The 21,317-nt window shown below is 43.2% G+C and carries 22 protein-coding genes; 2 read left to right on the forward strand and 20 right to left on the reverse strand.

Features of this window, described 5'->3' with window-relative positions; genetic code table 11:
* The 7 genes from DESME_RS16390 to DESME_RS10275 form a co-directional block, all read right to left on the reverse strand.
* Positions 1–132 (reverse strand): hypothetical protein, encoded by a 132-nt coding sequence (locus DESME_RS16390; RefSeq protein ID WP_282432808.1) that lies wholly within the window; start codon positions 130–132, stop codon positions 1–3.
* 23 nt (positions 133–155) lie between these two features.
* A complete protein-coding gene (locus DESME_RS10250) occupies positions 156–350 on the reverse strand; it encodes a hypothetical protein (protein WP_006716011.1) in 195 nt (64 codons plus the stop codon).
* On the reverse strand, positions 347–841 hold the full coding sequence (locus DESME_RS10255) for a PRC-barrel domain-containing protein (protein ID WP_006716010.1): 495 nt from the start codon (positions 839–841) through the stop codon (positions 347–349). Before DESME_RS10255 ends, DESME_RS10250 begins: the two co-directional genes overlap by 4 nt.
* A 78-nt stretch (positions 842–919) precedes the next feature.
* Positions 920–2,047, reverse strand: coding sequence for a tRNA 2-thiouridine(34) synthase MnmA (gene mnmA / locus DESME_RS10260; protein ID WP_006716009.1), 1,128 nt, complete (start codon positions 2,045–2,047; stop codon positions 920–922).
* Positions 2,048–2,065: 18 nt separating this feature from the next.
* Positions 2,066–2,437, reverse strand: a complete 372-nt coding sequence (nifU, locus tag DESME_RS10265) for a Fe-S cluster assembly scaffold protein NifU (protein ID WP_025248765.1) — start codon at positions 2,435–2,437, stop codon at positions 2,066–2,068.
* A 23-nt stretch (positions 2,438–2,460) separates the two neighbouring features.
* Positions 2,461–3,651, reverse strand: coding sequence for a cysteine desulfurase NifS (gene nifS / locus DESME_RS10270; protein ID WP_006716007.1), 1,191 nt, complete (start codon positions 3,649–3,651; stop codon positions 2,461–2,463).
* 36 nt (positions 3,652–3,687) lie between these two features.
* Positions 3,688–4,140, reverse strand: a complete 453-nt coding sequence (locus DESME_RS10275; protein WP_006716006.1) for an RrF2 family transcriptional regulator — start codon at positions 4,138–4,140, stop codon at positions 3,688–3,690.
* Between the two features lie 242 nt (positions 4,141–4,382).
* Between DESME_RS10275 and DESME_RS10280 the strand changes: the two genes are divergently transcribed.
* A complete protein-coding gene (locus DESME_RS10280; RefSeq protein ID WP_006716005.1) occupies positions 4,383–5,690 on the forward strand; it encodes a replication-associated recombination protein A in 1,308 nt (435 codons plus the stop codon).
* A gap of 187 nt (positions 5,691–5,877) precedes the next feature.
* Here the strand turns inward: DESME_RS10280 and trxA are convergent, their stop codons facing one another.
* From trxA to hisS, 4 genes are all read right to left on the reverse strand, one after another.
* Positions 5,878–6,207 carry a thioredoxin gene (gene trxA, locus DESME_RS10285; RefSeq protein WP_006716004.1) on the reverse strand — a complete coding sequence of 110 codons (330 nt, stop codon included), beginning with the start codon at positions 6,205–6,207 and terminating at the stop codon, positions 5,878–5,880.
* 78 nt (positions 6,208–6,285) lie between these two features.
* The gene (locus DESME_RS10290; protein ID WP_006716003.1) at positions 6,286–6,567 is read right to left on the reverse strand and encodes a metal-sensitive transcriptional regulator; all 282 of its coding nucleotides are present in this window, start codon (positions 6,565–6,567) and stop codon (positions 6,286–6,288) included.
* Between the two features lie 158 nt (positions 6,568–6,725).
* Entirely contained in the window at positions 6,726–8,504 is a 1,779-nt protein-coding gene (gene aspS / locus DESME_RS10295) for an aspartate--tRNA ligase (protein ID WP_006716002.1), read from the reverse strand.
* Positions 8,501–9,772, reverse strand: a complete 1,272-nt coding sequence (gene hisS, locus DESME_RS10300; protein ID WP_006716001.1) for a histidine--tRNA ligase — start codon at positions 9,770–9,772, stop codon at positions 8,501–8,503. The genes aspS and hisS overlap by 4 nt, the downstream gene beginning before the upstream one ends.
* Before the next feature lie 394 nt (positions 9,773–10,166).
* Between hisS and DESME_RS16395 the strand changes: the two genes are divergently transcribed.
* Complete coding sequence (locus DESME_RS16395) at positions 10,167–10,292, forward strand: hypothetical protein (protein WP_282432809.1); 126 nt, start codon at positions 10,167–10,169, stop codon at positions 10,290–10,292.
* 14 nt (positions 10,293–10,306) lie between these two features.
* On the opposite strand, the gene DESME_RS10305 is transcribed toward DESME_RS16395, so the two are convergent.
* The 9 genes from DESME_RS10305 to DESME_RS10345 all read right to left on the reverse strand — a co-directional run bounded on the left by DESME_RS10305 (position 10,307) and on the right by DESME_RS10345 (position 21,205).
* Entirely contained in the window at positions 10,307–10,804 is a 498-nt protein-coding gene (locus tag DESME_RS10305; RefSeq protein ID WP_006716000.1) for a DNA-deoxyinosine glycosylase, read from the reverse strand.
* Between the two features lie 22 nt (positions 10,805–10,826).
* Positions 10,827–12,044, reverse strand: coding sequence for an EAL and HDOD domain-containing protein (locus tag DESME_RS10310; protein WP_006715999.1), 1,218 nt, complete (start codon positions 12,042–12,044; stop codon positions 10,827–10,829).
* Between the two features lie 161 nt (positions 12,045–12,205).
* Positions 12,206–13,756: a coproporphyrinogen dehydrogenase HemZ gene (gene hemZ / locus DESME_RS10315; RefSeq protein ID WP_242837402.1), complete on the reverse strand. Its 1,551-nt coding sequence runs from the start codon at positions 13,754–13,756 to the stop codon at positions 12,206–12,208.
* Between the two features lie 8 nt (positions 13,757–13,764).
* Positions 13,765–14,391: an MBL fold metallo-hydrolase gene (locus tag DESME_RS10320; protein ID WP_006715997.1), complete on the reverse strand. Its 627-nt coding sequence runs from the start codon at positions 14,389–14,391 to the stop codon at positions 13,765–13,767.
* A gap of 84 nt (positions 14,392–14,475) precedes the next feature.
* On the reverse strand, positions 14,476–14,925 hold the full coding sequence (gene dtd / locus DESME_RS10325; protein WP_006715996.1) for a D-aminoacyl-tRNA deacylase: 450 nt from the start codon (positions 14,923–14,925) through the stop codon (positions 14,476–14,478).
* Complete coding sequence (locus tag DESME_RS10330) at positions 14,925–17,105, reverse strand: RelA/SpoT family protein (protein WP_006715995.1); 2,181 nt, start codon at positions 17,103–17,105, stop codon at positions 14,925–14,927. The genes dtd and DESME_RS10330 overlap by 1 nt, the downstream gene beginning before the upstream one ends.
* A gap of 36 nt (positions 17,106–17,141) precedes the next feature.
* Positions 17,142–17,654 carry an adenine phosphoribosyltransferase gene (locus DESME_RS10335; protein ID WP_006715994.1) on the reverse strand — a complete coding sequence of 171 codons (513 nt, stop codon included), beginning with the start codon at positions 17,652–17,654 and terminating at the stop codon, positions 17,142–17,144.
* Positions 17,655–17,716: 62 nt separating this feature from the next.
* Positions 17,717–20,200, reverse strand: a complete 2,484-nt coding sequence (gene recJ / locus DESME_RS10340; RefSeq protein WP_156922807.1) for a single-stranded-DNA-specific exonuclease RecJ — start codon at positions 20,198–20,200, stop codon at positions 17,717–17,719.
* A 60-nt stretch (positions 20,201–20,260) separates the two neighbouring features.
* Positions 20,261–21,205, reverse strand: coding sequence for a cation diffusion facilitator family transporter (locus DESME_RS10345; RefSeq protein ID WP_025248767.1), 945 nt, complete (start codon positions 21,203–21,205; stop codon positions 20,261–20,263).
* Between the last annotated feature and the right edge of the window lie 112 nt (positions 21,206–21,317).

The following is a 21,317-nucleotide window of genomic DNA, read 5'->3' on the forward strand; positions in this document are numbered from 1 at the left end:
TTACCATTTAACCTTCCGCATACCTTTACGCATCAGAGACATGGCTTTGTTTCGTGGGCGAACCATATAACCAATAGCTGCCCCAAGAAGACTTCCTGCAACCATTCCACCAACCATTTGTCCTGATTTCAAGACCATCCCTCCTTCTGTTTAATTTACTCCAAAGCAGATTCCGAAATTCCAGCATCGAGGATTGGGTCTTCCCAGGCGATTAAGGAACCATCTTCTGCCAAATCGTAAATAACTACCTTATCGGTTTGGTTTGTAAATTCTACACAGCAGTCCCAGCAGTAATACTGTCCTACTCCGACCTTGCCGATCACTCGACCTGCACAAACTGGACAATTCATGAGAGTGAACCTCCTTCTTGATCATGGTCCCAGGGAGATACGTGGTCATCAATGATTAAGACGTCTTTCCCATCAACCATGACATTTTCCTGCAGAATCGCGCCTCGGCCTTGTGTCAGATCAGAGAATAAACCATCTGAAACCTCAAATCCAACGATGCTTTCAGCCGAATCGTCGAGGAAGACATCTTGAATCGTACCTTTTGCTTCCCCACCTTGGGTAAATACCTGATTGCCAACCTTCTCGGACCATTTAACACCTTGAATATTTTGAACTTCATTGTCTTTTACGGTTAAGGCATCCTTCCCGACAGCCGCAACCGCGCTCCGTGGAAGTCCTTTTCCTGAATGAAAAATATGACCGTTCTCTAAGAGCATCCCACTGACTTTTTGAGACTTTGAATCAAAAACGACATCCTGGATCCAGCCAATTGCATCGCCGCTCTTCAGATTCAAAATGGGTAAACCAATGAGATCTCGGGCACGTCTCATATTTTCCTCCTGACAAAATAGTTCTTTAATACTATTTCCCGAGTCGATTCAATTCATTCATTCATCTTAAAATTTGATTTATATCCCTCTTGGATCAGAAATAATCTTACCTCCACCAATGACACGATCTCCATCATAAAAAACGACAACCTGTCCTGGTGTAATCGCGCGCTGTGGAGTTTCAAACTGAACTTTGACACAAGCTCCAATTGCCCCCTTGATTTGTTCGGAATTTTCGACAGGGTAAATCATGGCAGGAGCTAAGGAAGCTTTGTAACGAATTTTAGCACTCACCTTCAACGGCTCTGTCAGGTCCTCAATGGCCATCCAGTTGAGATCCGTCGCGTAGAGTGCATCTGAAAACACCTCCGGATCCTCTCCTAACACGACTTCATTCCGTTCCGTATTAAAGCCGACAACAAACATAGGTTTCCCGAACGTCACACCGAGGCCTTTGCGTTGTCCCACCGTATAGTGTACCAACCCTTGATGACGCCCTAAAACATGACCTTGCTTGTCCACAAAGTTTCCCGGTTTAATTGGCTCAGTCGCTCTTTTTTCAACAAAGGAAGCATAATCATTATCCGGAATAAAACAAATTTCCTGGCTATCCGGTTTACGCGCCACGCGAAGAAGCCCTCGTTCTTCTGCCATTTCACGAATCCGTTCCTTCTTATAATCGGCTAACGGAAACAACGTATGTGCCAATTGATCCTGAGTCAGAGTATAAAGCATGTAGGTCTGATCTTTCCACGTATCCTCAGGACGATTTAGGAAAAGCCTTCCGTTCTCTGGATTACGTAAAATCTGAGCATAGTGTCCAGTCGCAATATAGTCCGCACCCAAACCTTGAGCTTTTTGCAGCATTTCTCCCCAGCGCACAACACGATTACACATCACACAAGGATTTGGTGTTTCTCCTTTAAGATAAGAAGCTGTAAAATAATCAATCACATTTTCCTCAAAATAAGAGCGAAAATTCAAGACGTAATGCGGGATTCCCAATTGAAACGCAATTCGCTTTGCATCATCAATTGCCGAAATGGAACAGCAGCCTCCTTCTACATCTGGACCTGCTGAAGGCCAGATCTGGAGCGTAACACCAATAACGTCATACCCTTCTTCTTTGAGCAAAGCGGCGGCGATGGAACTATCCACACCGCCGCTCATGCCGACTACTACCTTTGGTTTATCGGTAATTGTCATATTCTTTTCTTTTACCCCTTACTTTTGATGTTTTTCACGATAATCTTTGATTGCAGCATGTACTGCATCTGCTGCTAAATTGGAACAGTGCATTTTAACCGGAGGAAGTCCGTCTAAAGCTTCAGCAACAGCTGCATTGCTCACTTCTAATGCTTCATCAATCGTTTTCCCTTTAACCATTTCTGTAACCATACTGCTCGTAGCAACGGCTGCACCACAACCAAAGGTTTTAAACTTAACATCTTTAATTATATCATCCTCAACATCTAAGTAAATACGCATGATATCGCCACATTTGGCGTTTCCAACTTCACCGATGCCATCAGCATCTGGAATTTCACCGACATTGCGGGGATTTGTAAAATGATCCATAACTTTTTGTGAATACATCATTTCTGAACACACTCCTTAAATTATTGTGCCTTAGCCGTGTTATGAAGGATTTGATCATAGAGCGGGGACATCATCCGTAACCGCTCGACTATTTTAGGTAACTGTTCAAGGACATAATCGATATCCTCTTCTGTGTTTTGACGTCCCAAAGAAAAACGTAAGGAACCATGTGCAATTTCATGTTTGAGCCCCATCGCGAGGAGAACGTGAGACGGATCCAGAGAGCCTGAAGTACATGCCGAACCACTCGATGCTGCAATTCCCATCATATCCAAACTGAGAAGAAGAGATTCACCCTCAACATACTGAACGCTAACATTCACGTTATTGGGGAGACGCTTGTCCCCTCGCGGTCCATTCACCTTGACATAATCTATTTTTTCCAAGATTCCATCCATAAGTCTATCTCGAAGAACTTTCAATTGTTTCTCTTCTTCTTCCATCCGCTTGCCGGCTAATTCGCAAGCTTTACCGAATCCAACAATTCCTGGTAGATTTTCTGTACCTGAACGACGTTTTTTCTCTTGTCCGCCGCCGTAAACTCGAGGCGAAAGTTTGACCCCTTTACGAATGTAAAGAGCGCCAACCCCTTTCGGTCCATAAATCTTATGACTCGACATGGTAAGAAGATCAACATTCATTGCTTTTACATCAATAGGTATTTTGCCTAAGGATTGGACTGCATCAACGTGGAAAGTGACTCCCTTTTCTTTAGCAATTTTACCAATTTCAGCAATCGGTTGTATCGTTCCGACTTCGTTATTCGCGTGCATAATCGAAATTAAAATCGTATCAGGACGAATCGCGTGCGCGACCGCTTCAGGATCTACTAATCCTTCTTCATCGACAGGAATTACGGTCAATTCAAAACCACTTTTTTCAAGATATTCACAGGTTTCAAGCACTGCATGGTGTTCGATTGCTGAAGTAATTATATGCTTTCCATTTTTACGCTGAGCATCAGCCGTTCCCAAAACGGCCAGATTATCAGCTTCTGTTCCACCACTTGTAAAGGTAATTTCATTCTCTTGCGCTCCAATCAAAGCAGCGACTTGTTCTCTCGCTATTTCCAAACCTTCTTTAGCTTCTTGTCCAAAGGAATGGACACTTGATGGATTACCATACTTCTCCGTATAGTATGTCATCATTAATTGAGCAACTTCCGGATCCACCGGAGTCGTCGCGCTATGGTCTAAATATACTCTCCTCATTGAGGTCCCTCCTAAAACTTTATAATGGCTCAACTTTTAATTATAAAAAATATCAAAATTGCGTTCAGATTCTTTTCCCTTGGCATCCTGAACCATATTTGCTAAAGTAATAGAATCGACTACATCGGCAATCGAATCCCGCACTTTTTCCCAAATGGTTCGGGTCACGCAATATTTTGCTTTTTGACAACATTCGGGGTCTTCCTCTGATACGCAATCCACGGGCGCAATGGATCCCTCTAGAACACGAATCACGTCACCCACTCGAATCTGATCTGCTTCCCTACCCAAGACATAACCTCCTTGGGCACCACGAATACTTGTAACCAGACCCGCTTTTCGTAAGCCTGAAATGAGTTGTTCTAAGTAATGCTCCGAAATACCCTGTCGTTCGGCGATACTTTTTAAGGAAATCGGTCCTTCACCGGCATGTTGAGCCAAGTCAAACATCGCTTTTACACCATATCGGCTCCGTGTTGAAAGCTTCAAATATCCCCATCTCTTTTCTTTGGTAACTTAGGTTGGGATCACGAATTCCTAAGGTCAACCATATCTTATTAAAATACTCGGGATTTGTCAAGTTAATCCCGAGTATTTTAATAAGATATTTTTATCACAAGTGAAGTTTAAATATATGTGTTGTTTAGAATACTTTTCTAAAGGGCAAGGATTCGTTATACTAAAATTAAAACGTATTATTATGCATAAACCGGATGAAAGGATAAAGAAAAATGGATGATCTCTTTTCAGTAACCTTCAACCCAAATCAAGTTGCCCCACTCGCAGACCGAATGCGTCCACGGACCATTAATGAATATATCGGCCAATCTCATATCCTCGGGCCTGGGAAACTTTTACGACGGGCCATCGAAGCAGATCGTATCAGCTCTCTCATCTTATATGGACCACCCGGAACAGGCAAAACCTCGCTTGCCCATGTCATTGCTCAAGCCACCGCTGCTAGTTTTGTGCGTATTAATGCCGTATCCTCTGGAGTAAAAGAAATTCGCGAGATTATTCAAAACGCCACAGAACAACTCCATCTCTATGGAAAAAAAACGCTAGTCTTCTGCGATGAGGTTCATCGCTTTAACAAAGGACAGCAAGACGCGCTATTACCCGCTGTCGAAAACGGAACAATTACCTTTATCGGAGCCACAACGGAAAATCCTTTTTTTGAAATCAACTCTGCTCTACTGAGTCGCTCAACCTTGTTTCAACTTAATCCCTTAACTCCTGAGGAACTTCGTCAAGGTTTGCAGCAAGCTTTAATGGATAATGAACGAGGTCTAGGCCAATATGCGGTTGAGATTGTCCCTGACGCCTGGGAGCACTGGCTCAATTATGCAAATGGTGATTTACGCCGAGCCCTTAATGCTCTCGAGCTTGCTGTTTTAACCACTTCACCAGTCGACGGAATCCGTCATATTTCAATGGAAGTAGCTGAAGAATCTATTCAACAGCGAGCCATGCGTTTCGATAAAAACGGAGATAACCATTATGATATTATTTCAGCTTTTATCAAAAGTATGCGAGGCTCTGATCCGGATGCTGCCCTTTACTGGTTAGCCGTCTTATTAGAATCCGGCGAAGACCCTCGCTTTATTGTCCGCAGAATTATCGTCCATGCTTCTGAGGATGTTGGTCTAGCAGATCCCCAAGTAATGCTCCAGGCTCAGGCTGCCGCTAATGCTTTGGAATGGCTGGGGTTACCGGAAGCCCGTATCCCGATCGCCCAAGCGGTCCTCGCCATTGTAACAGCACCCAAAAGCAACAGTGCCTATGATGCCATTAATAGTGCCCTGGATTATGTTCGTACACATCCTACTGGAGAAGTACCCCGTCACTTACGCGACGCTCACTATCCAGGCGCCAAAAAATTAGAGCATGGTAAAGGATACCTTTATCCCCACACTTACCCAGGCCACTGGGTTGAGCAACAATATCTGCCAGAAAGTGTTGAAACGCCTGGTTTCTTCACCCCTTCTGGGTTAGGTCAAGATGTTGGCAACCGGGGAAAATGGGATCATGGAGAGTAATGAGCCTATTACCCACGCTTTACCTTTATCACAGGTTGCATAAGGTTATGATATCCCGAAACTGAATATACAAAAAAGGCTTCCCATAGCCGAATTTATGGGCAACCCTGTCAATTAAAAGGTAATTGAAAATATAAATTATTATTTAAGTAGCCACGACTCAGTCGTGGCTACTTTTGTTACCTACTTAAGCGTGAGCATTCAGCATTTTAACAAGATCTGCTTTACCACGGAAACCAACGATTTTATCAACCAATTGGCCACCTTTAAAGACACCTAAAGTTGGAATACTCATTACGCCATACTGACTTGCAACTGGACCTTGCTCATCAACATTCAACTTACCAATTACAACTTTACCTAAATACTCATCAGCCAACTCTTCTACGATCGGTGCTACCATACGGCATGGATTACACCAAGTTGCCCAAAAATCTACTAAGACTGGCTTCTCCGAACCAAGTACATCTTGATTCCAATTTTCTGTTGTAAACGTTTTAACATTTGCTCCTGCCATTTTAAAAATTCCTCCTCGAAATAAACTTTAGCATCGCCAAAAGCTTTTGAGATAAATAGTATTGAAACGCAATTTTACTCATTTTATGAATTTTGTGAGTACCCCAACGAGGTCTTCAATCGCAGCGTCTTTATCCTCTTCATCCCTACTCGCTTTTTTTAAACATCCCCGGGAATGGTATTCGAAAATCATTGTACCGACTTTGTTCACAGCCGCTCTAACTGCAGCAACTTGAACCAACACATCTACGCAGTACTTATCATTTTCAACCATGCGTTGGATTCCTTTTACTTGACCCTCTACTTTTTTCAAGCGGCGAAGAAGGTCTTCCTTCGCATCAGAATAAGGACATTCGTTCATATTCATTCTCTCCCATATACCCTCAGGGGGTAGCTATGCACTTATTATAATCTTAAATATTTTCTCTGTCAAATCTAAATATACGAACTTCAGATGAAATTTAAAACTCCATCTGAAGTAAGCATTCCCCTTATTTTAAATAATAATTAGATTAGTGTTTATTTGGTTTTAAGGTCTGGAATATTCGTTTTGATATGAAGCTCTTTAAGTTGTTTATCAGCTACCGGAGACGGTGCGTGGCTCATCAAATCAGCTGCGCTTTGTGTTTTCGGGAAAGCAATCACATCTCGGATCGTATCTTTGCCTGTTAGAAGCATGATTAAGCGGTCAAGGCCAAGAGCGATTCCGCCATGTGGAGGTGTCCCATATTCAAAGGCGTCCATCAGGAATCCAAACTGAGCTCTCGCGTTTTCAGGAGTGAATCCTAGCAATTCAAACATTTGCTCTTGAACATCACGTTTGTGGATCCGGATACTCCCGCCCCCTAATTCAATGCCGTTCAAGACCACATCATAGGCTTTAGCCCGTGCTTTGCCAGGTTCAGTTTTCAACACGTCTAAATCTTCATCCATAGGAGCAGTAAATGGATGATGAATGGCGACAAACCGTTTCTGCTCTTCATCCCATTCTAAAAGAGGGAATTCTGTAACCCAAAGGAAGTTTAAGGCTCCTTCGGGAATGAGATCTAAGCGCTTACCTAGCTCTAACCGGAAATGTCCTAATGCTTCTGCTACCACCGATTCCTTATCAGCAATAAAGAAAAGAATATCTCCCGTTTCTCCCCGCATCAATGAAATCAGTTCTTGTAACTGTTCTTCCGTAAAGAACTTAGCAATCGGGGATTTGACTCCTTCTTCTCCCAGAACAATATAGGCTAAGCCTTTCGCGCCAAACTGATGAACATATTCCACCAAACCGTCAAGCTCGCGTCGTGGCATTCCTGCACATCCCTTAGCACAAATCCCTTTAACCCGACCCCCTTTGGCCAAAGTATCTGTGAACACTTTAAAATTGGAATTTGCAACAACCTCAGCTACATCAACGAATTCCATGCCAAAGCGCATATCCGGCTTATCCGATCCAAAACGTTCCATTGCTTCCTTATACGTTAAGCGCACAAACGGACGAGGAATATCTTTGCCTGTAAATTCCGTAAAAATACCGGCGATTAATTCTTCCATCATGGGTAAAATATCTTCAACCTCAACAAAAGACATCTCAACATCCAACTGGGTAAACTCAGGTTGACGATCAGCCCGCAAATCTTCATCTCGGAAACATCGTACAATCTGGAAGTATTTCTCCATTCCGGAAACCATCAAGAGCTGCTTAAAAATCTGTGGTGATTGAGGCAGAGCATAGAATTCACCGGGATGAACACGGCTCGGTACGAGATAATCCCGTGCTCCTTCTGGTGTGGATTTCGTAAGCATAGGAGTCTCTATCTCATAGAAACCACGGCTGTCAAAAAAGTTTCGCATGATCTGGGAAACTTTACTCCGTGTTTTAAAAACTTTCTGCATCTCAGGCCGACGCAAATCAAGATAACGGTATTTCAAACGAACCGTTTCATCCACATCGACATCATCCTGAATATAAAATGCTGGGGTCTTCGCAGCATTTAAAATTTCTAATTCTTCAGCAACGACTTCAATTTCTCCAGTAGGCAAATTGGGATTTGTTGCTCCCTCAGGGCGAAGACGGACTCTTCCTAAAATGGAAACTACGAATTCTGACCGTAACCGTTCCGCGGTCGTGAAATTTGGAATTTCTGGATTAAAGACAACTTGCACTAAACCTGAACGATCGCGAAGATCGACAAAAATCACTCCACCATGGTCTCTCCGACGTTGTACCCACCCAAGTAAACGAACGACTTGTCCGTCATAATTCGCCCGCAAACTTCCTGCCTCAATCCGTTCTGATAATACTGTCATACTTCTTCCTCCCATTTACGCATAAGATCATCTAATACGTCAGTAATTGGTACTTCTAATTGTTCCCCAAGGGCTAAATCACGCAGGATAACCACCTGGCGGGTCAATTCATCTTCACCAAGAATAGCCGCGTAGTGGGCTTGTGCTTTATCCGCAGTTTTTAATTGCGATTTTAAGCTTCTCCCCAGTAAATCTATACTCGCTGAGATACCTTTGCTTCTTAACTGGCTAACTAAAGAAAAGGCTTTCTTCTGTGCAGCCTCACCTAACGCGATAAACATCACGAATTCCTTAGGAGCTCGTTCTGTAACCTGACCAGAAGCATAGATCGCGTTGAGAACACGTTCCATCCCCATCGCAAATCCGATTCCCGGAGTCTGTGGACCACCCACTTCTTGAACAAGTCCATCGTAACGGCCCCCGCCACAAATTGCACTTTGGGCACCAATATCCTCAACTAGGACTTCAAAGGCAGTCTTCCGGTAATAATCTAAACCACGTACAAGACGAGGATCCACTTTATAACGGACCCCTGCTGCCGTCAAGAGTTCCTGTAACTCCTGAAAATGCTCAGAACATTCCAGGCAAAGTGTATCCAACGTTGTCGGTGCACCTTGTGTGATTTCCTGACAGGTTGGATTTTTACAATCCAGAATCCTCATGGGGTTCCGCTCAAAGCGGTCCTGACAATCCTTACAGAGCTGTTCTCGACGAGGGGCCAGGAATTCTTGGAGCTTCGTGCGGTGTTCAGCACGACAGGTTGGACAGCCGACTGAGTTGACATGTACTTCTAACCCTTTTAACCCTAACCGGTTATAAAGATCCCACACCAAAGTAATGACTTCAGCATCGACGATAGGCTTGTCCGCTCCTAATACCTCAACTCCGAATTGATGAAATTGACGGAATCGTCCCGCTTGAGGCCGCTCGTAGCGAAACATGGGTCCCATGTAATATAACTTTACAGGCTGCGGACCCCCATATAACTTATTCTCGACATAGGCTCGGCAAACTGAAGCTGTTCCTTCTGGCCGTAAGGTGACGGAACGATCCCCTTTATCAAGGAAACTATACATTTCCTTGTTTACAATATCTGTGGTTTCGCCCACACCGCGTTGAAAGAGTTCCGTTGCTTCAAACATCGGGGTACGGATTTCTTCATATCCATATTCCCGACAAATCTTACGAATTTGCTGCTCTAGATCTTGCCACTTTTCGACAACACCTGGCAAAAGATCCTGTGTTCCTTTGGGACGCTGAATCGCCACTCGTAATCCCTCCTAAAAATAAATAAAGCTCCTCAATCTCTTGCTTATTAGCAAGGGACGAGAGCTCCCGTGGTGCCACCCTTATTGACGAAAAGATTAGCCTCTTTTCGCCCACTTTTTGGTCTCTAACGGAACCACACGACTTTTCTTCCCCTCCTAGGGTGTCCTCCTAAGCGTCTCTCAGGCCGGTTTCAGCTATCGGCCCTCCCTGTTGAGAGATTATGCACAGTCTCTTCCTAAGAATTTTCTTGAAATGGGAATCCAAGTTAAATGATCTTTATAATACTAAATCATACAAAAAAAAAGCACTCTTGTCAATCTTACATTTTTTCTATAGAAAAAGGTTACTCTACACAATGAAAATTCATTTTAAGCAACAAGGAGGTGCTAGAAATTGAGTAACAAGAAAACAGATAAAACCCGTACTCATGCTCCCAATCTAGAAGATAATAGCCCCAAGCCCAATAAATCCGACCGATATCTTATGAAAGATAACCTTAATGACCATAAACACTCGTAATTAAAAATCGGAACTCATCGAATCCAGGTCCGAAGGAGCTGCCATTCGTTTAGTTTTCGTTCCCAAGATACGGTATTCGCAGGACTTGTTGAAGGAAGCGTTTGATAGACTAATCCCTCTTTTAGCTCAAAGCCGACCTGGCGGTTAAACACTTCAAAAGCCTTTTTCCCATTAAACGCTACATAGCGAATTTCTGGGTATTGAGCCAATAGTTCGGCAAAGGGATTAGGCTGAGGGGACTTAATATGAGAGTCCAAGCTTCCTTCCCTCTCGCAGGTTGCAATAACGTCCCAAAGGGCGAATTTATAATGCAAAATGAACTCCAACTTTTGAGCATATGCCGTATTTGTTAGAAGTTCTGATGAAAACAAGGTACCTAGAATCCTCCAGAACTGATTACGAGGATTTGCATAATATTCTTGTTTGCGAAGGGATTCTTCACTCGGCATTGAGCCTAGAATAAGCACATGGGAATGCTGATCAATAACAGGTTTGAGCCCTTGAATAAACATGAATGCCCCCCCATTTCCTACTTTAAGCTACCCCTTGTGAAATAAAAAAATCTGCTTTTTCTAAGGACTGAGCATAGAGTTGTGGGATTCTCATCTGAATCAGATTGAGTTCAATTACTATAGCACTCAACTTCGACCAATCCCCTTTCTCATAACAAATCATCAAATCTAGTATAGCACGATAGATGTTTTGAGATCCTTGTAAGGCTTTCATTATATCATCGCATAATGGAAGTTGCTTACAGATTTTCTCCAATGACTGATCTAAAACCGCATCAATCAACGAAAACAACCCCATTAAAAAAAATTCAGAGCTCTTCTCGCCCATACCCAATTCTCGCGCAATGGCTTCTGCAAAGGTAGCCCGTATATAGGATTGAACAACAAGCTCTTGTGGTTTTCCTTCGCTAATATTCCCAATAGTCATTAGAGAAATCCATTTTTTCAATTCCTGAGGTCCAATTAGGGACAAGGCCTGGCGGATTGAAGAAATTTTCGATTTAAAGCCAAAAAATGAAGAGTTAATAAATTTAAAAAGTTTGTAGGAAAGAGATACATCTGCTTTAATGATTTGTTCTAAATATTCAGTGTCAAACTCCTTCCGATAAACTTCTTTAAGAAGTCTTAGCGAATTCATTTTACAGAGAGAAATATCCTTGCCTTCAATAATTACGGGTTTGCTAAAATAATATCCTTGAAAATAATGATAACCTAGCCTGAACGCTTCCTGATAAGCTTCAACCGTTTCCACTTTCTCAGCAAGAAATTTAGCTTTCTTCCCCAGCCGTTCGATTAAGATTTTCCGATGCTCCGGACGCGTCGCTAAGAAATCGACCTTGATAATATCTGCATATTGAAGCAGAGGAATAACCGCTGGAGTCAAGACAAAATCATCAAGCGCTAAAAGATAGCCTGCATTTTTTAGTTTTTGACAGACCTCGATAATTTCCGCATCAGGATTTACCGTTTCTAAAATTTCTATGACAACAGTCTCTTGAGGCAGCAGGGTTGCAGTTTCATTTTTAAGCAAATTGGAGGTAAAATTAATAAACGCCTTCTTGCCCCCTGTGAACTGTTCAATTCCCATCGCAAAAAAACTACTGGAAATCAACCTTCCTGTAGCCTGATCTCCATTGGGCAAATTAAAGTAATTATCTACACCCTCACGAAATAAGAGTTCGTATCCCAATAATATTCCCCTACGGTCGAGAATTGGCTGCCTTGCGACAAATACATCCAAAAATTCTCCCTCCTATTGTTCTATACATTGTTCAAATATTAACAAAGGATATCATTCGATAGATTTATTGCTAATCCCTTCTTTGTCAGAATCTTCATCAAATTACGTCAATCTAAGCCAAATTATTCAAAAAAGCCCATCCAGTAATGGATGAGCACTTATCATAACGTCAAAAACGCATTCACTCTCTTCTGATGAAGCTCTGGCCACCTCTTCAAATAAACTTGCCAATTTGAAGGATGTTGAAGATTTACTAATGTGTAATCCTTGGAGTTCACAACTTTACTTGATGCTCCTGCACCGATTCCAAGCACGGATTGCCGTTCTTCCATGATTCCAATGTTATAATAACACTCCGCTCCCGGTAAAGCGAAGCCAATATTCTCTAAATTCCCTGCGATATGTTTTTGACGATAGAGATAGTAGGGGCGCATTCCAAAAGAGCGAGTCATCACTAGGGCTAATTCCTGCATCGATTCCAGATCTTTACCTAAACTTTGCACTAAACCAGCTTCATACTCTTTAGAACCGCGTTTAATGGCAAGCGCATGAACAGTGAGGTTATCCGGCCTGAGTTTTCCAATCTGGTTTAACGTTTCCTGAACTTCTTGCGTAGTCTCACCAGGTAACCCTAAAATTAAGTCCATATTAATAACCCAACCGGGAACCTCGCGGGCAAGCTCATAAATCCTCAAAATATCTTCGACCGAGTGAGCTCTACCAATCCGCTTTAACGTCTCATCATGCATCGTTTGTGGGTTAATGCTTAAACGATTAACACCTTGCTCATTAAGGGCTTGGAGTTTTTCTTGAGAAAGTGTATCCGGTCGCCCAGCTTCCACTGAGAGTTCAATCTCTTCTGTCATTGGAATATTATCCCGAATCCATTGAAGCAAATCGGAAATTTCGGAAGTAGATAAGATCGTAGGGGTTCCACCACCGAGATAAAGTGAACTGGCCCATCTTCTCGTTTCTTTCATCCACTCTCCCGTTGCTCGAATCTCCTCGTAGAGCCCTTTCAGATAGAATTGAAGGGGTTCTCTTCCGTGTTGTAAAGAATAAGCCGGGAAAGAACAATAGCTACACCGCGTCGGGCAAAAAGGAATTCCTACATAAACAGCAACATGCTCTGGATGCTCAGTAAGTTGATGTAGATACGGACGTTGTAGAGCTACAATTTCTCGCAATAGTTGGGTTTTATCCTCTCGGATTAAATAGTGCTCTTCTAATACTTTCTTTTCTTCCGTTTTTGCAATCCCGAGATCGTTTAACCGATGTAAAATCTTACTAGGTCTTATCCCCGTTAAAATTCCCCAAGGAGGGGTATGCCCCGTCACTTGAGTCAGTAAATGAAAAAGTCCATGCTTAAGTAGTATTTTACGTTCTGTTTCTTTCCCTACCTGAGGGTGATCAAGGATTTGCATAATATCTTGCGAATCCAGAGTGACTCGGACCGATTGCGATTGTACCAAGTCGTTAGACATCTCGTCATAGAATATACTCTGAACGCAATAAGGCTGTGCCGGAAAATTAACTTCCACCTCAATAACAGCGATTCGATTTTCCGCATCGTGTTCCATATTTATCATCTCAGGATCTTTAACCCACACCTTTCCTTTGGGGAAAAAAGCGCGTATTAAGGAAAGACCCGCTTCCATTTCGGAGCGGGATAACGTCATACTCGATAATTCTAAGTTAATTTGCTTGTTCATTTGATGATTCATACTAAAAACGGATTTGACCGTTTTTCCCTCCCTATTGTAGTTGCTTCCCCATGTCCAGGAAAAACCTGGGTTTCTTCAGGTAAGACCAGCAATTTCTGCTTGATACCATCCAGAAGTTGTTCGAGTGACCCTCCGGGGAAATCGGTGCGACCGATAGAACCCTGAAATAGAGTATCCCCACTGATTAACCCTTCTGAAGTCAAAAAGCAAACACCACCTAAGGTATGGCCTGGAGTGGCTATCACCCTGACGGTCATATTTCCGATCAAAATCGTTTGTCCATCTTCGAGTAAGAAATCAGCAGGTTTCGTTTGAATTGAGGAATTTAAAGAACCCGAAATGCTTGAAAGATTTTTCCGCCCTTCAGTAAGCATATCAGCATCTCCAGCATGAATTCCCACTTTAGCTTTCAATGCGTTTCTCAGTTCTTCCACTGCACCAATATGATCAAAATGACCGTGCGTCAGCAGAATAAATTCTACGTGATAGCCCTTTTCCAGAACCCAATGATAGATTTTATCTCCCTCTGCACCGGGATCGATCACTACAGCTTTCTTCGTTTCTGGGCAACTCATAATATAACAGTTTGCTCCCATTATTCCCATGGCTCCGCTTTCAATCATTGACCTCTCTCCTTTACACAATCCCGAAGACTTATTCTTGCCCCATTTACTCCCTATAAAGCTGATCCATGATTCCTGCCTGGTTTAGAATGTCTTTTCACTATCTAAAAGCAAAGTCACAGGTCCATCATTCACTAACTCGACCTTCATGTCAGCTTGGAAGATTCCTGTCTCAACATGCACCCCTCTTAAGACGATCTTCGAAATGGCTTCCTCATAAAGCGCTTTAGCTTTTTCAGGTGAAGCAGCTGATGAAAAACTGGGACGTCTACCCTTACGGCAGTCCCCATAGAGGGTAAACTGAGAAACCAAAAGAATCCCTCCCTTTTCCTCCAGAATCGAGCGATTCATTTTCCCTGCTTCGTCCTCAAAAACCCTCAACCCAATGATTTTATCTACCATCCAATCCAAGTCCTGAGACGTATCGTTTCCACCTACTCCAAGCAAAACAAGAAATCCTTTGCCAATCTGTCCGACAATTTCTCCATCAACGCGAACGCAAGATTGGCTCACGCGTTGCACCACACTACGCATTATTTTCCTCCTGTATAAACCCGTTCGACGGAGCTCACATCTTTAACCCTACGAATTTTTTGCATCACATTATACAAATGACCTAAATTGCGGATCTCTATTCTCAGTTGGATATGTGCCATTTGATCCTTACTCACCCGAGCATTAATCCCTAAGATGTGAGTTCGCGTCTCCATAACCGTGTTCATAACATCTGTAACCAGTCTTGCTCGATCCAATCCGAAAATTTCAATATCAACTGGATAAATGGTATCCGCCTGGGCATCATCCCAAACAACTTCCACCATCCGACTTAATTCATCCTCATTATGGGCTTTAATATTATCACAATCACGGCGATGGATTGAGACCCCACGCCCGCGTGTTATATAGCCAACGATATCATCCCCTGGTAAGGGGTTACAACATCGTGAGAAACGAACGAGGATATTATCTACCCCTTTGACTCGAACTCCTTGACTCGATTTTCCGTAGCCGCTTGAGGGTTTCCCTTCTCCCTGTTGAAGTGCAGCTAGGTGGAGTTTTTCCTTCTCCTCCTTGCTCAAATCCTCACGCAGACGCACCAGGAATTTATTAATAGTAACCGCGCCATCCCCCATAGCAGCATAAAGGTCTTCGACATTGGTGATATTATAGCTCTTCGCAAAAGCCATTAAGATCTCCGGCTTAAGTATTGCAGAGGACTCCAAGCCCAGTTTACGAATCTCACGTTCTAAGCTCTCTCTGCCTCTGGCAATATTTTCCTCTCGTTTTTCCTTCTTGAACCATTGCCGGATCCGACTCTTGGCCTGTGAGGTTTTTACAAAAGACAACCAATCCTTGCTCGGTCCATTACTTTGTTTCGAAGTCAGGATCTCAACGATATCCCCATTCACCAGTTTCGAATCTAAAGGAACGATTCTACTATTAATTTTTGCTCCAACACAACGATGTCCTACATCTGTATGAACGCGATAGGCAAAATCAATCGGACAAGACCCTGCAGGAAGCTCAACGACATCCCCTTTAGGTGTAAACACAAAAACCGTATCCGAAAAAAGATCAATTTTTAGGGACTCCATAAATTCCCCGGCATCCTTGGAATCATGTTGCCATTCTAAAAGTTGACGAATCCAAGAGAGCTTCTGATCAAAACTCCCAGAGATTGATTTGCTTCCCTCTTTATATTTCCAGTGCGCTGCAATCCCGTATTCAGCCGTACGATGCATTTCCCAAGTTCTAATTTGAATTTCAAACGGTTCCCCATGGGCTCCTACGAGCGTCGTGTGCAGAGATTGGTACATATTAGGCTTGGGCATGGCTATATAATCTTTAAATCGTCCTGGTAGCGGTTTCCACATCGTATGGATGATACCAAGCGCACCATAACAATCATTCACCGAGTCGACAATGACACGGACCGCCGTTAAATCATAAATCTCGCTCAGTTCTTTATTCTGAGTGACCATTTTACGGTAAATACTATAAAAATGTTTCGGCCGTCCTGCAATCTCGGCATGAATTCCTACCTCACCCAGTCGATGTCGAAGCTGCTCAATCACTTCATTGATTTGATCTTCTCGCTCACGACGCTTAAAGGCGATTCCTTCAGACAAATCATAATATTCCTGAGGCTTTAAATACCGAAAAGAGAGATCTTCCAACTCCCATTTAATTCGGAAAATTCCCAAGCGATTAGCCAAAGGGGCAAAAATCTCGATCGTTTCCTGAGCGATTTCTTTCTGTTTCTCATGACTATGATATTTTAAAGTCCGCATATTATGGAGACGGTCTGCTAATTTGATTAAAATCACGCGAATATCTTTAGCCATCGCTAAAAACATCTTACGGAGGTTCTCCACCTGTTGTTCAACCTTGGTTTTGTAGGGGATCCGTCCAAGTTTGGTTACTCCGTCCACCATTAAAGCAACTTGCGGGCCAAACTCTTTTTCAATGTCTTCGATCGTGTAGGGCGTATCCTCAACCACATCATGAAGCAAGGCAGCCGCAATTGTAGCCTCATCCATTTCCAATTCCAAGAGGATTTTTGCCACTTCGAGAGGGTGTTGAATATAGTCTTCCCCCGAGTTACGCAGTTGCCCGCGATGAGCCTTTTCGGCGAAATAGTAAGCCTTTTCCGCTAGCCCTGATTCTTGGGGAAAAACGTGTTTCAATTGATCTAAAAACTCGCTTTCCGACATTTCCTGACTCCCTCTCTAACTATAAATCAAAAGCTATTAATATTGAACAAGCGAAAAGATCGGATAAGTGCCGAGCTTCTCTCGCCCCTCAAGCTCAGCGAGCTCGATGAGAAAACTCATACCCATAACTCGAGCCCCTGTTTTTTCAACCAGTCGAGCTGTCGCCAGCATCGTTCCCCCTGTTGCTAATAAATCATCTACAATCACAACGCGCTGACCTGCATGCAAAGCGTCTGCATGCACTTCTAACGTATCCGATCCATATTCAAGTTCATAGGTTTCACTGACAGCCTCTCCCGGCAGTTTACCTGGTTTACGTACTGGCACGAAGCCGATCCCTAAAGCATAGGCCACTGGGGCACCCAGTAAAAAGCCCCGGGCTTCTGGCCCAAGAATTAGCTCCGGCTTCCAAGGCCGAATCTGTTCCACCAAGGCATCAACAGCTGCCCTGTAAACCTCTCCATTTTTCAACAAGGTTGTTATGTCTTTAAAAGAGATCCCCGATTTTGGGAAATCCTCTATTACTCGAATATGATCTTTAAAATCCATGAATCTTCCGCCTTTCATCTTCTATCCCCTAATCTACACCACGAAAAGGCTTCTCGTCAAAATTAGTAACCGTTTTTTATCACCAGATCTGACCATGAGGCTGTGCTAAATTCTTTGGCGAAGTGGCATAAATCCTCCCACGTTCTCTTGCCGCTATGATAACGGAGAGACGAATCCAAATCAAGTTTTTTCTGGGTTGGGATCCACTCAAGTGCGAAACGTTCAGTTCCTCCTAAGATCCTAATTAAGCCTAATTCTTCAAATATTTTAAGGGCTTCCAACGGATCTCCCCCGTCTTGAGCTTTGGGCGTCCAGGAAAAAAACGGAGAAGGCTTGGCCTGCTTCGCTAGCTGGGCTAAAATACGATATACCTCAATCAGTTCCTCTCGAGTTAGATAACCCGCCCTTCGTTGTAAATCTGAATCTGACAACTGAGCTTCAGCGGTGGCCCAGGGGGTTAGAAGGTGTACTGCCATCTGAGCTCGAATCATAGTCCATTCTTCCCAACTCGTTGGCAATCCTAAAAAGAGGATCATTAGCCAAGGCTTTTCTTGGTCAATTACCTGATCCCTCAGGTTCGTATGACCCTTCAAAAATTCAGTTAAGGTCGTCCATCTTGTCTGATCATGAAGACCATCCCAAACTAAAACATTCGTCCAATCTTCCGGCGTAATCCCTATTTCCTCCTGTAATGCGTGTAGCCACTGTTCTCGTCCGTAATTCCGCCAATCATAACCCTTTGCTGATTCACCATAGGTTGCTGCTACTTCAGTTCTTCCCTGCAGGAATTCTCCAACTGCCTCTTGATGCTCTTGTAAGTTTTCTCGCTCTTCCCAAAATGCTTCGGGTTCAACGTCTTTCAGCATCATCTGAACCGCGTCGGGTCCACGATACGTATTCCAATCTAGTCCAAAGGTGACATCGACACATTTAGATGCCCTTAGGCTTTCAACTGCATCCCCTTTTCGGAATGCGATCCCTTCGATCTCCCCATTTAAACCGAACTGACATTTCAAGTGAGCTTTGTCTTTACCTACCGTATTAACTCGATGAAGGGGTAACTGAACTCCAGCTAAAACCGGACTCGGGTTGCCCAATCCAAAAGGAGCCAGTTGCTCTAATTGAGACAAGAGACTTCCATCAATCGAAGCAAGCGAAACAAGTTGATCCACTTTCACATGTTCACAAAAAAGATCTTCAGGGTACTCAGCAGCATTCTGATTGAGTCCCTCCCTTAGGGCAGCTATATTCGAACATTTTAAAGAGAAGCCTGCTGCCTGACTGTGCCCGCCAAAACGTTCGAATAAATCAGCCTGTCCACGAAGGGCGTTCAGTACGTGATAGCCTGGGATTCCTCGAGCTGAACCTTTGGCTTCTTCCCCCTCTTCAGTCATTAAGAACACAGGGCGATAAAAACGTTCTACCAGGCGGGACGCGACAATCCCAATGACTCCGGGATGCCAGTTTGGTGCAGAAAGAACAATAACACGAGGTAGTGGATGTTGCTCTAACTGCGCCACTGCCTCTGCCAAGATTTCCTTCTCCGTTTCCTGGCGGTCCGTATTCTCTTGGCTTAAGTAACGTGCTAACTCTTGAGCACGTTCAGGCCTGCCTGTCAGAAGGAGTTCTAGCCCAGCTTTAGCACTATCCATCCGGCCTGCTGCATTGATTCGGGGAGCAACCATGAAGGCAATTTGTCCCGCCTTCAACGGTTTATTTTCCAGCCCGCATTCCTCCAACAAGGCTTGCATTCCTACATGGACGGTATGTTCCATCTGTTTTAAACCATACGACACGATAACCCGGTTCTCATCAACCAGCGGAACAAGATCAGCAATTGTCCCTAACGCAACAAGATCCAGAATTTCAATCTCTGAAAGCGACTCTCTCTGATTCGTCCCAAGATTCCTAAAATACTCGAGCAAAGCCTGGGCCAGCTTAAATGCAACGCCAACTCCTGCAAGCTCCCGAAAGGGATAACCCGATTCCGTGACTTTCGGATTAAGAATTGCAAAAGCCTCCGGTAAAATCTCTGGGGGTTCATGATGGTCTGTAAGAATAACGTCAATTCCTAATTCCTTTGCATACGCAATTTCTTCAACAGCTGTAATTCCACAGTCAACCGTAATAATCAGTATGACATTTGATTGTGATGCTTTCAATATGGCTTCTTTATTTAGCCCATATCCCTCATCCTTTCGGCTTGGGATATAAGCAACCGCTTGAAAGTTTAAATCAATTAATACTTTATAAAGCAAAGCTGAACTGGTTACACCATCGACATCATAATCTCCATAAATTAGGACTTTTTCATGATGACTATGCGCAAGTGCAAGACGTTCAATAGCCTGAGCCATATCATGAAACGCCCATGGTGAATTTAAATTAAGCAGGGATGGCCTTAAAAAGTCCACCACCTGCTTTTTTGTACTCAATCCTCTTCGAGCTAAAATATCTGCCACAATGGGTGAAAGCTCAAGCTGGCTTTGTATTCTATCTGACACAGGTCCAACGGGCTGTGGTTTAATCCAGATCTTATTCAAAATATCTCCTCCACAGCTCATTATAATCTACTCTGAAAACCTCTGGCAAGGAAATCCTATTCTTTAATTTTTAGTGAGAAGTATTTCATCTTTAGCCGCTTTATGACAAGTCGCTTGATTCTCATCACAAACCTGGCATTTTCCTGGATTATCACCGCAAGGCTCAGCATGAATCAAAATCTGCGTGCCAGGAATCTTTTTCTTAATTTCTAACTCAATTTGATCGCAAAGCTCATGAATATCGTAGATAGACTCATACTTGGGAACGACCAAATGAAGATCAATATGTCGTTCTGCACCGGCACGACGCGTTCTTAATTTATGGAATTCAACAAACTGGCTTTTGTATTCCTCAAGTACTCCGAGAATAATCTGATATTCTTGGGGATCTAGACTCACATCAACTAAAGGCATAAAGGCCTCTTTCGTAAGATCGTAAGCTGCTTTGAAGATTAGACAGGCCACAAATATGGCGATCAATGGATCGACAAGGGCCCAACCCGTAATTTTAATAATCAATAAGCCTATAAAAACTCCAGCTGAAGTAATCACATCGGTGCGTAAATGCAAAGCATCTGCTTCAAGAGCAACTGAGTCTGTTTTCTTGGCCACTCTCATCAGGTTGGCTGAAACCAATAAATTCGTTGCGGCAGAAAAGCCCATGATTACAAGCCCCCAGCCTAGATTTTCAACGGCGGCACCTTCACTTAATTTATTCACTGCTTCTTTGATGATTAAAAGTGCTGCTACGAAAATAAGCATTGCTTCGATCGTGCCGGATACATTTTCAATCTTCCCGTGCCCATATGTATGCCTGGCATCCGCTGGCTTCCCTGATTCTCGGACAGCAAATAAAGCTATGATTGCAGCAATTAAGTCAATGCCAGAATGAATCCCCTCTGAAATGATACTCACTGAACCACTGAGCACCCCAATAACAACTTTACCTATCGTTAAAACGGAGTTCGATAAGACCGAAATAGCAGCCGCTTTTGTTTTCTCTTGCATAAAAATAACACTCCTTAAATCTAAAACGATCAATTTGGGCTTAAACAGAACTATTGACAGCGCTTTGCAATAGCCATAATTGCCCCATCTGCGAATATGATTACTTTCATTA

Source organism: Desulfitobacterium metallireducens DSM 15288 (genome assembly GCF_000231405.2).
In the GTDB taxonomy this organism is placed as follows: domain Bacteria; phylum Bacillota; class Desulfitobacteriia; order Desulfitobacteriales; family Desulfitobacteriaceae; genus Desulfitobacterium_A; species Desulfitobacterium_A metallireducens.

What these genes read in the sequence shown, in the direction of transcription:
- aspS (WP_006716002.1), bottom strand. Translation starts at nt 8,504, where the DNA reads ATGACAGTATTATCAGAACGGATTGAGGCAGGAAGTTTGCGGGCGAAT.
- nifS (WP_006716007.1), bottom strand. Translation starts at nt 3,651, where the DNA reads ATGAGGAGAGTATATTTAGACCATAGCGCGACGACTCCGGTGGATCCG.
- DESME_RS10305 (WP_006716000.1), bottom strand. Translation starts at nt 10,804, where the DNA reads ATGTTTATTCAAGGGCTCAAACCTGTTATTGATCAGCATTCCCATGTG.
- DESME_RS10320 (WP_006715997.1), bottom strand. Translation starts at nt 14,391, where the DNA reads ATGATTGAAAGCGGAGCCATGGGAATAATGGGAGCAAACTGTTATATT.
- DESME_RS10335 (WP_006715994.1), bottom strand. Translation starts at nt 17,654, where the DNA reads ATGGATTTTAAAGATCATATTCGAGTAATAGAGGATTTCCCAAAATCG.
- DESME_RS10345 (WP_025248767.1), bottom strand. Translation starts at nt 21,205, where the DNA reads ATGCAAGAGAAAACAAAAGCGGCTGCTATTTCGGTCTTATCGAACTCC.
- nifU (WP_025248765.1), bottom strand. Translation starts at nt 2,437, where the DNA reads ATGTATTCACAAAAAGTTATGGATCATTTTACAAATCCCCGCAATGTC.
- dtd (WP_006715996.1), bottom strand. Translation starts at nt 14,925, where the DNA reads ATGCGTAGTGTGGTGCAACGCGTGAGCCAATCTTGCGTTCGCGTTGAT.
- DESME_RS10280 (WP_006716005.1), top strand. Translation starts at nt 4,383, where the DNA reads ATGGATGATCTCTTTTCAGTAACCTTCAACCCAAATCAAGTTGCCCCA.
- DESME_RS10330 (WP_006715995.1), bottom strand. Translation starts at nt 17,105, where the DNA reads ATGTCGGAAAGCGAGTTTTTAGATCAATTGAAACACGTTTTTCCCCAA.
- trxA (WP_006716004.1), bottom strand. Translation starts at nt 6,207, where the DNA reads ATGGCAGGAGCAAATGTTAAAACGTTTACAACAGAAAATTGGAATCAA.
- DESME_RS10255 (WP_006716010.1), bottom strand. Translation starts at nt 841, where the DNA reads ATGAGACGTGCCCGAGATCTCATTGGTTTACCCATTTTGAATCTGAAG.
- DESME_RS10290 (WP_006716003.1), bottom strand. Translation starts at nt 6,567, where the DNA reads ATGAACGAATGTCCTTATTCTGATGCGAAGGAAGACCTTCTTCGCCGC.
- hemZ (WP_242837402.1), bottom strand. Translation starts at nt 13,756, where the DNA reads ATGAACAAGCAAATTAACTTAGAATTATCGAGTATGACGTTATCCCGC.
- DESME_RS10250 (WP_006716011.1), bottom strand. Translation starts at nt 350, where the DNA reads ATGAATTGTCCAGTTTGTGCAGGTCGAGTGATCGGCAAGGTCGGAGTA.
- mnmA (WP_006716009.1), bottom strand. Translation starts at nt 2,047, where the DNA reads ATGACAATTACCGATAAACCAAAGGTAGTAGTCGGCATGAGCGGCGGT.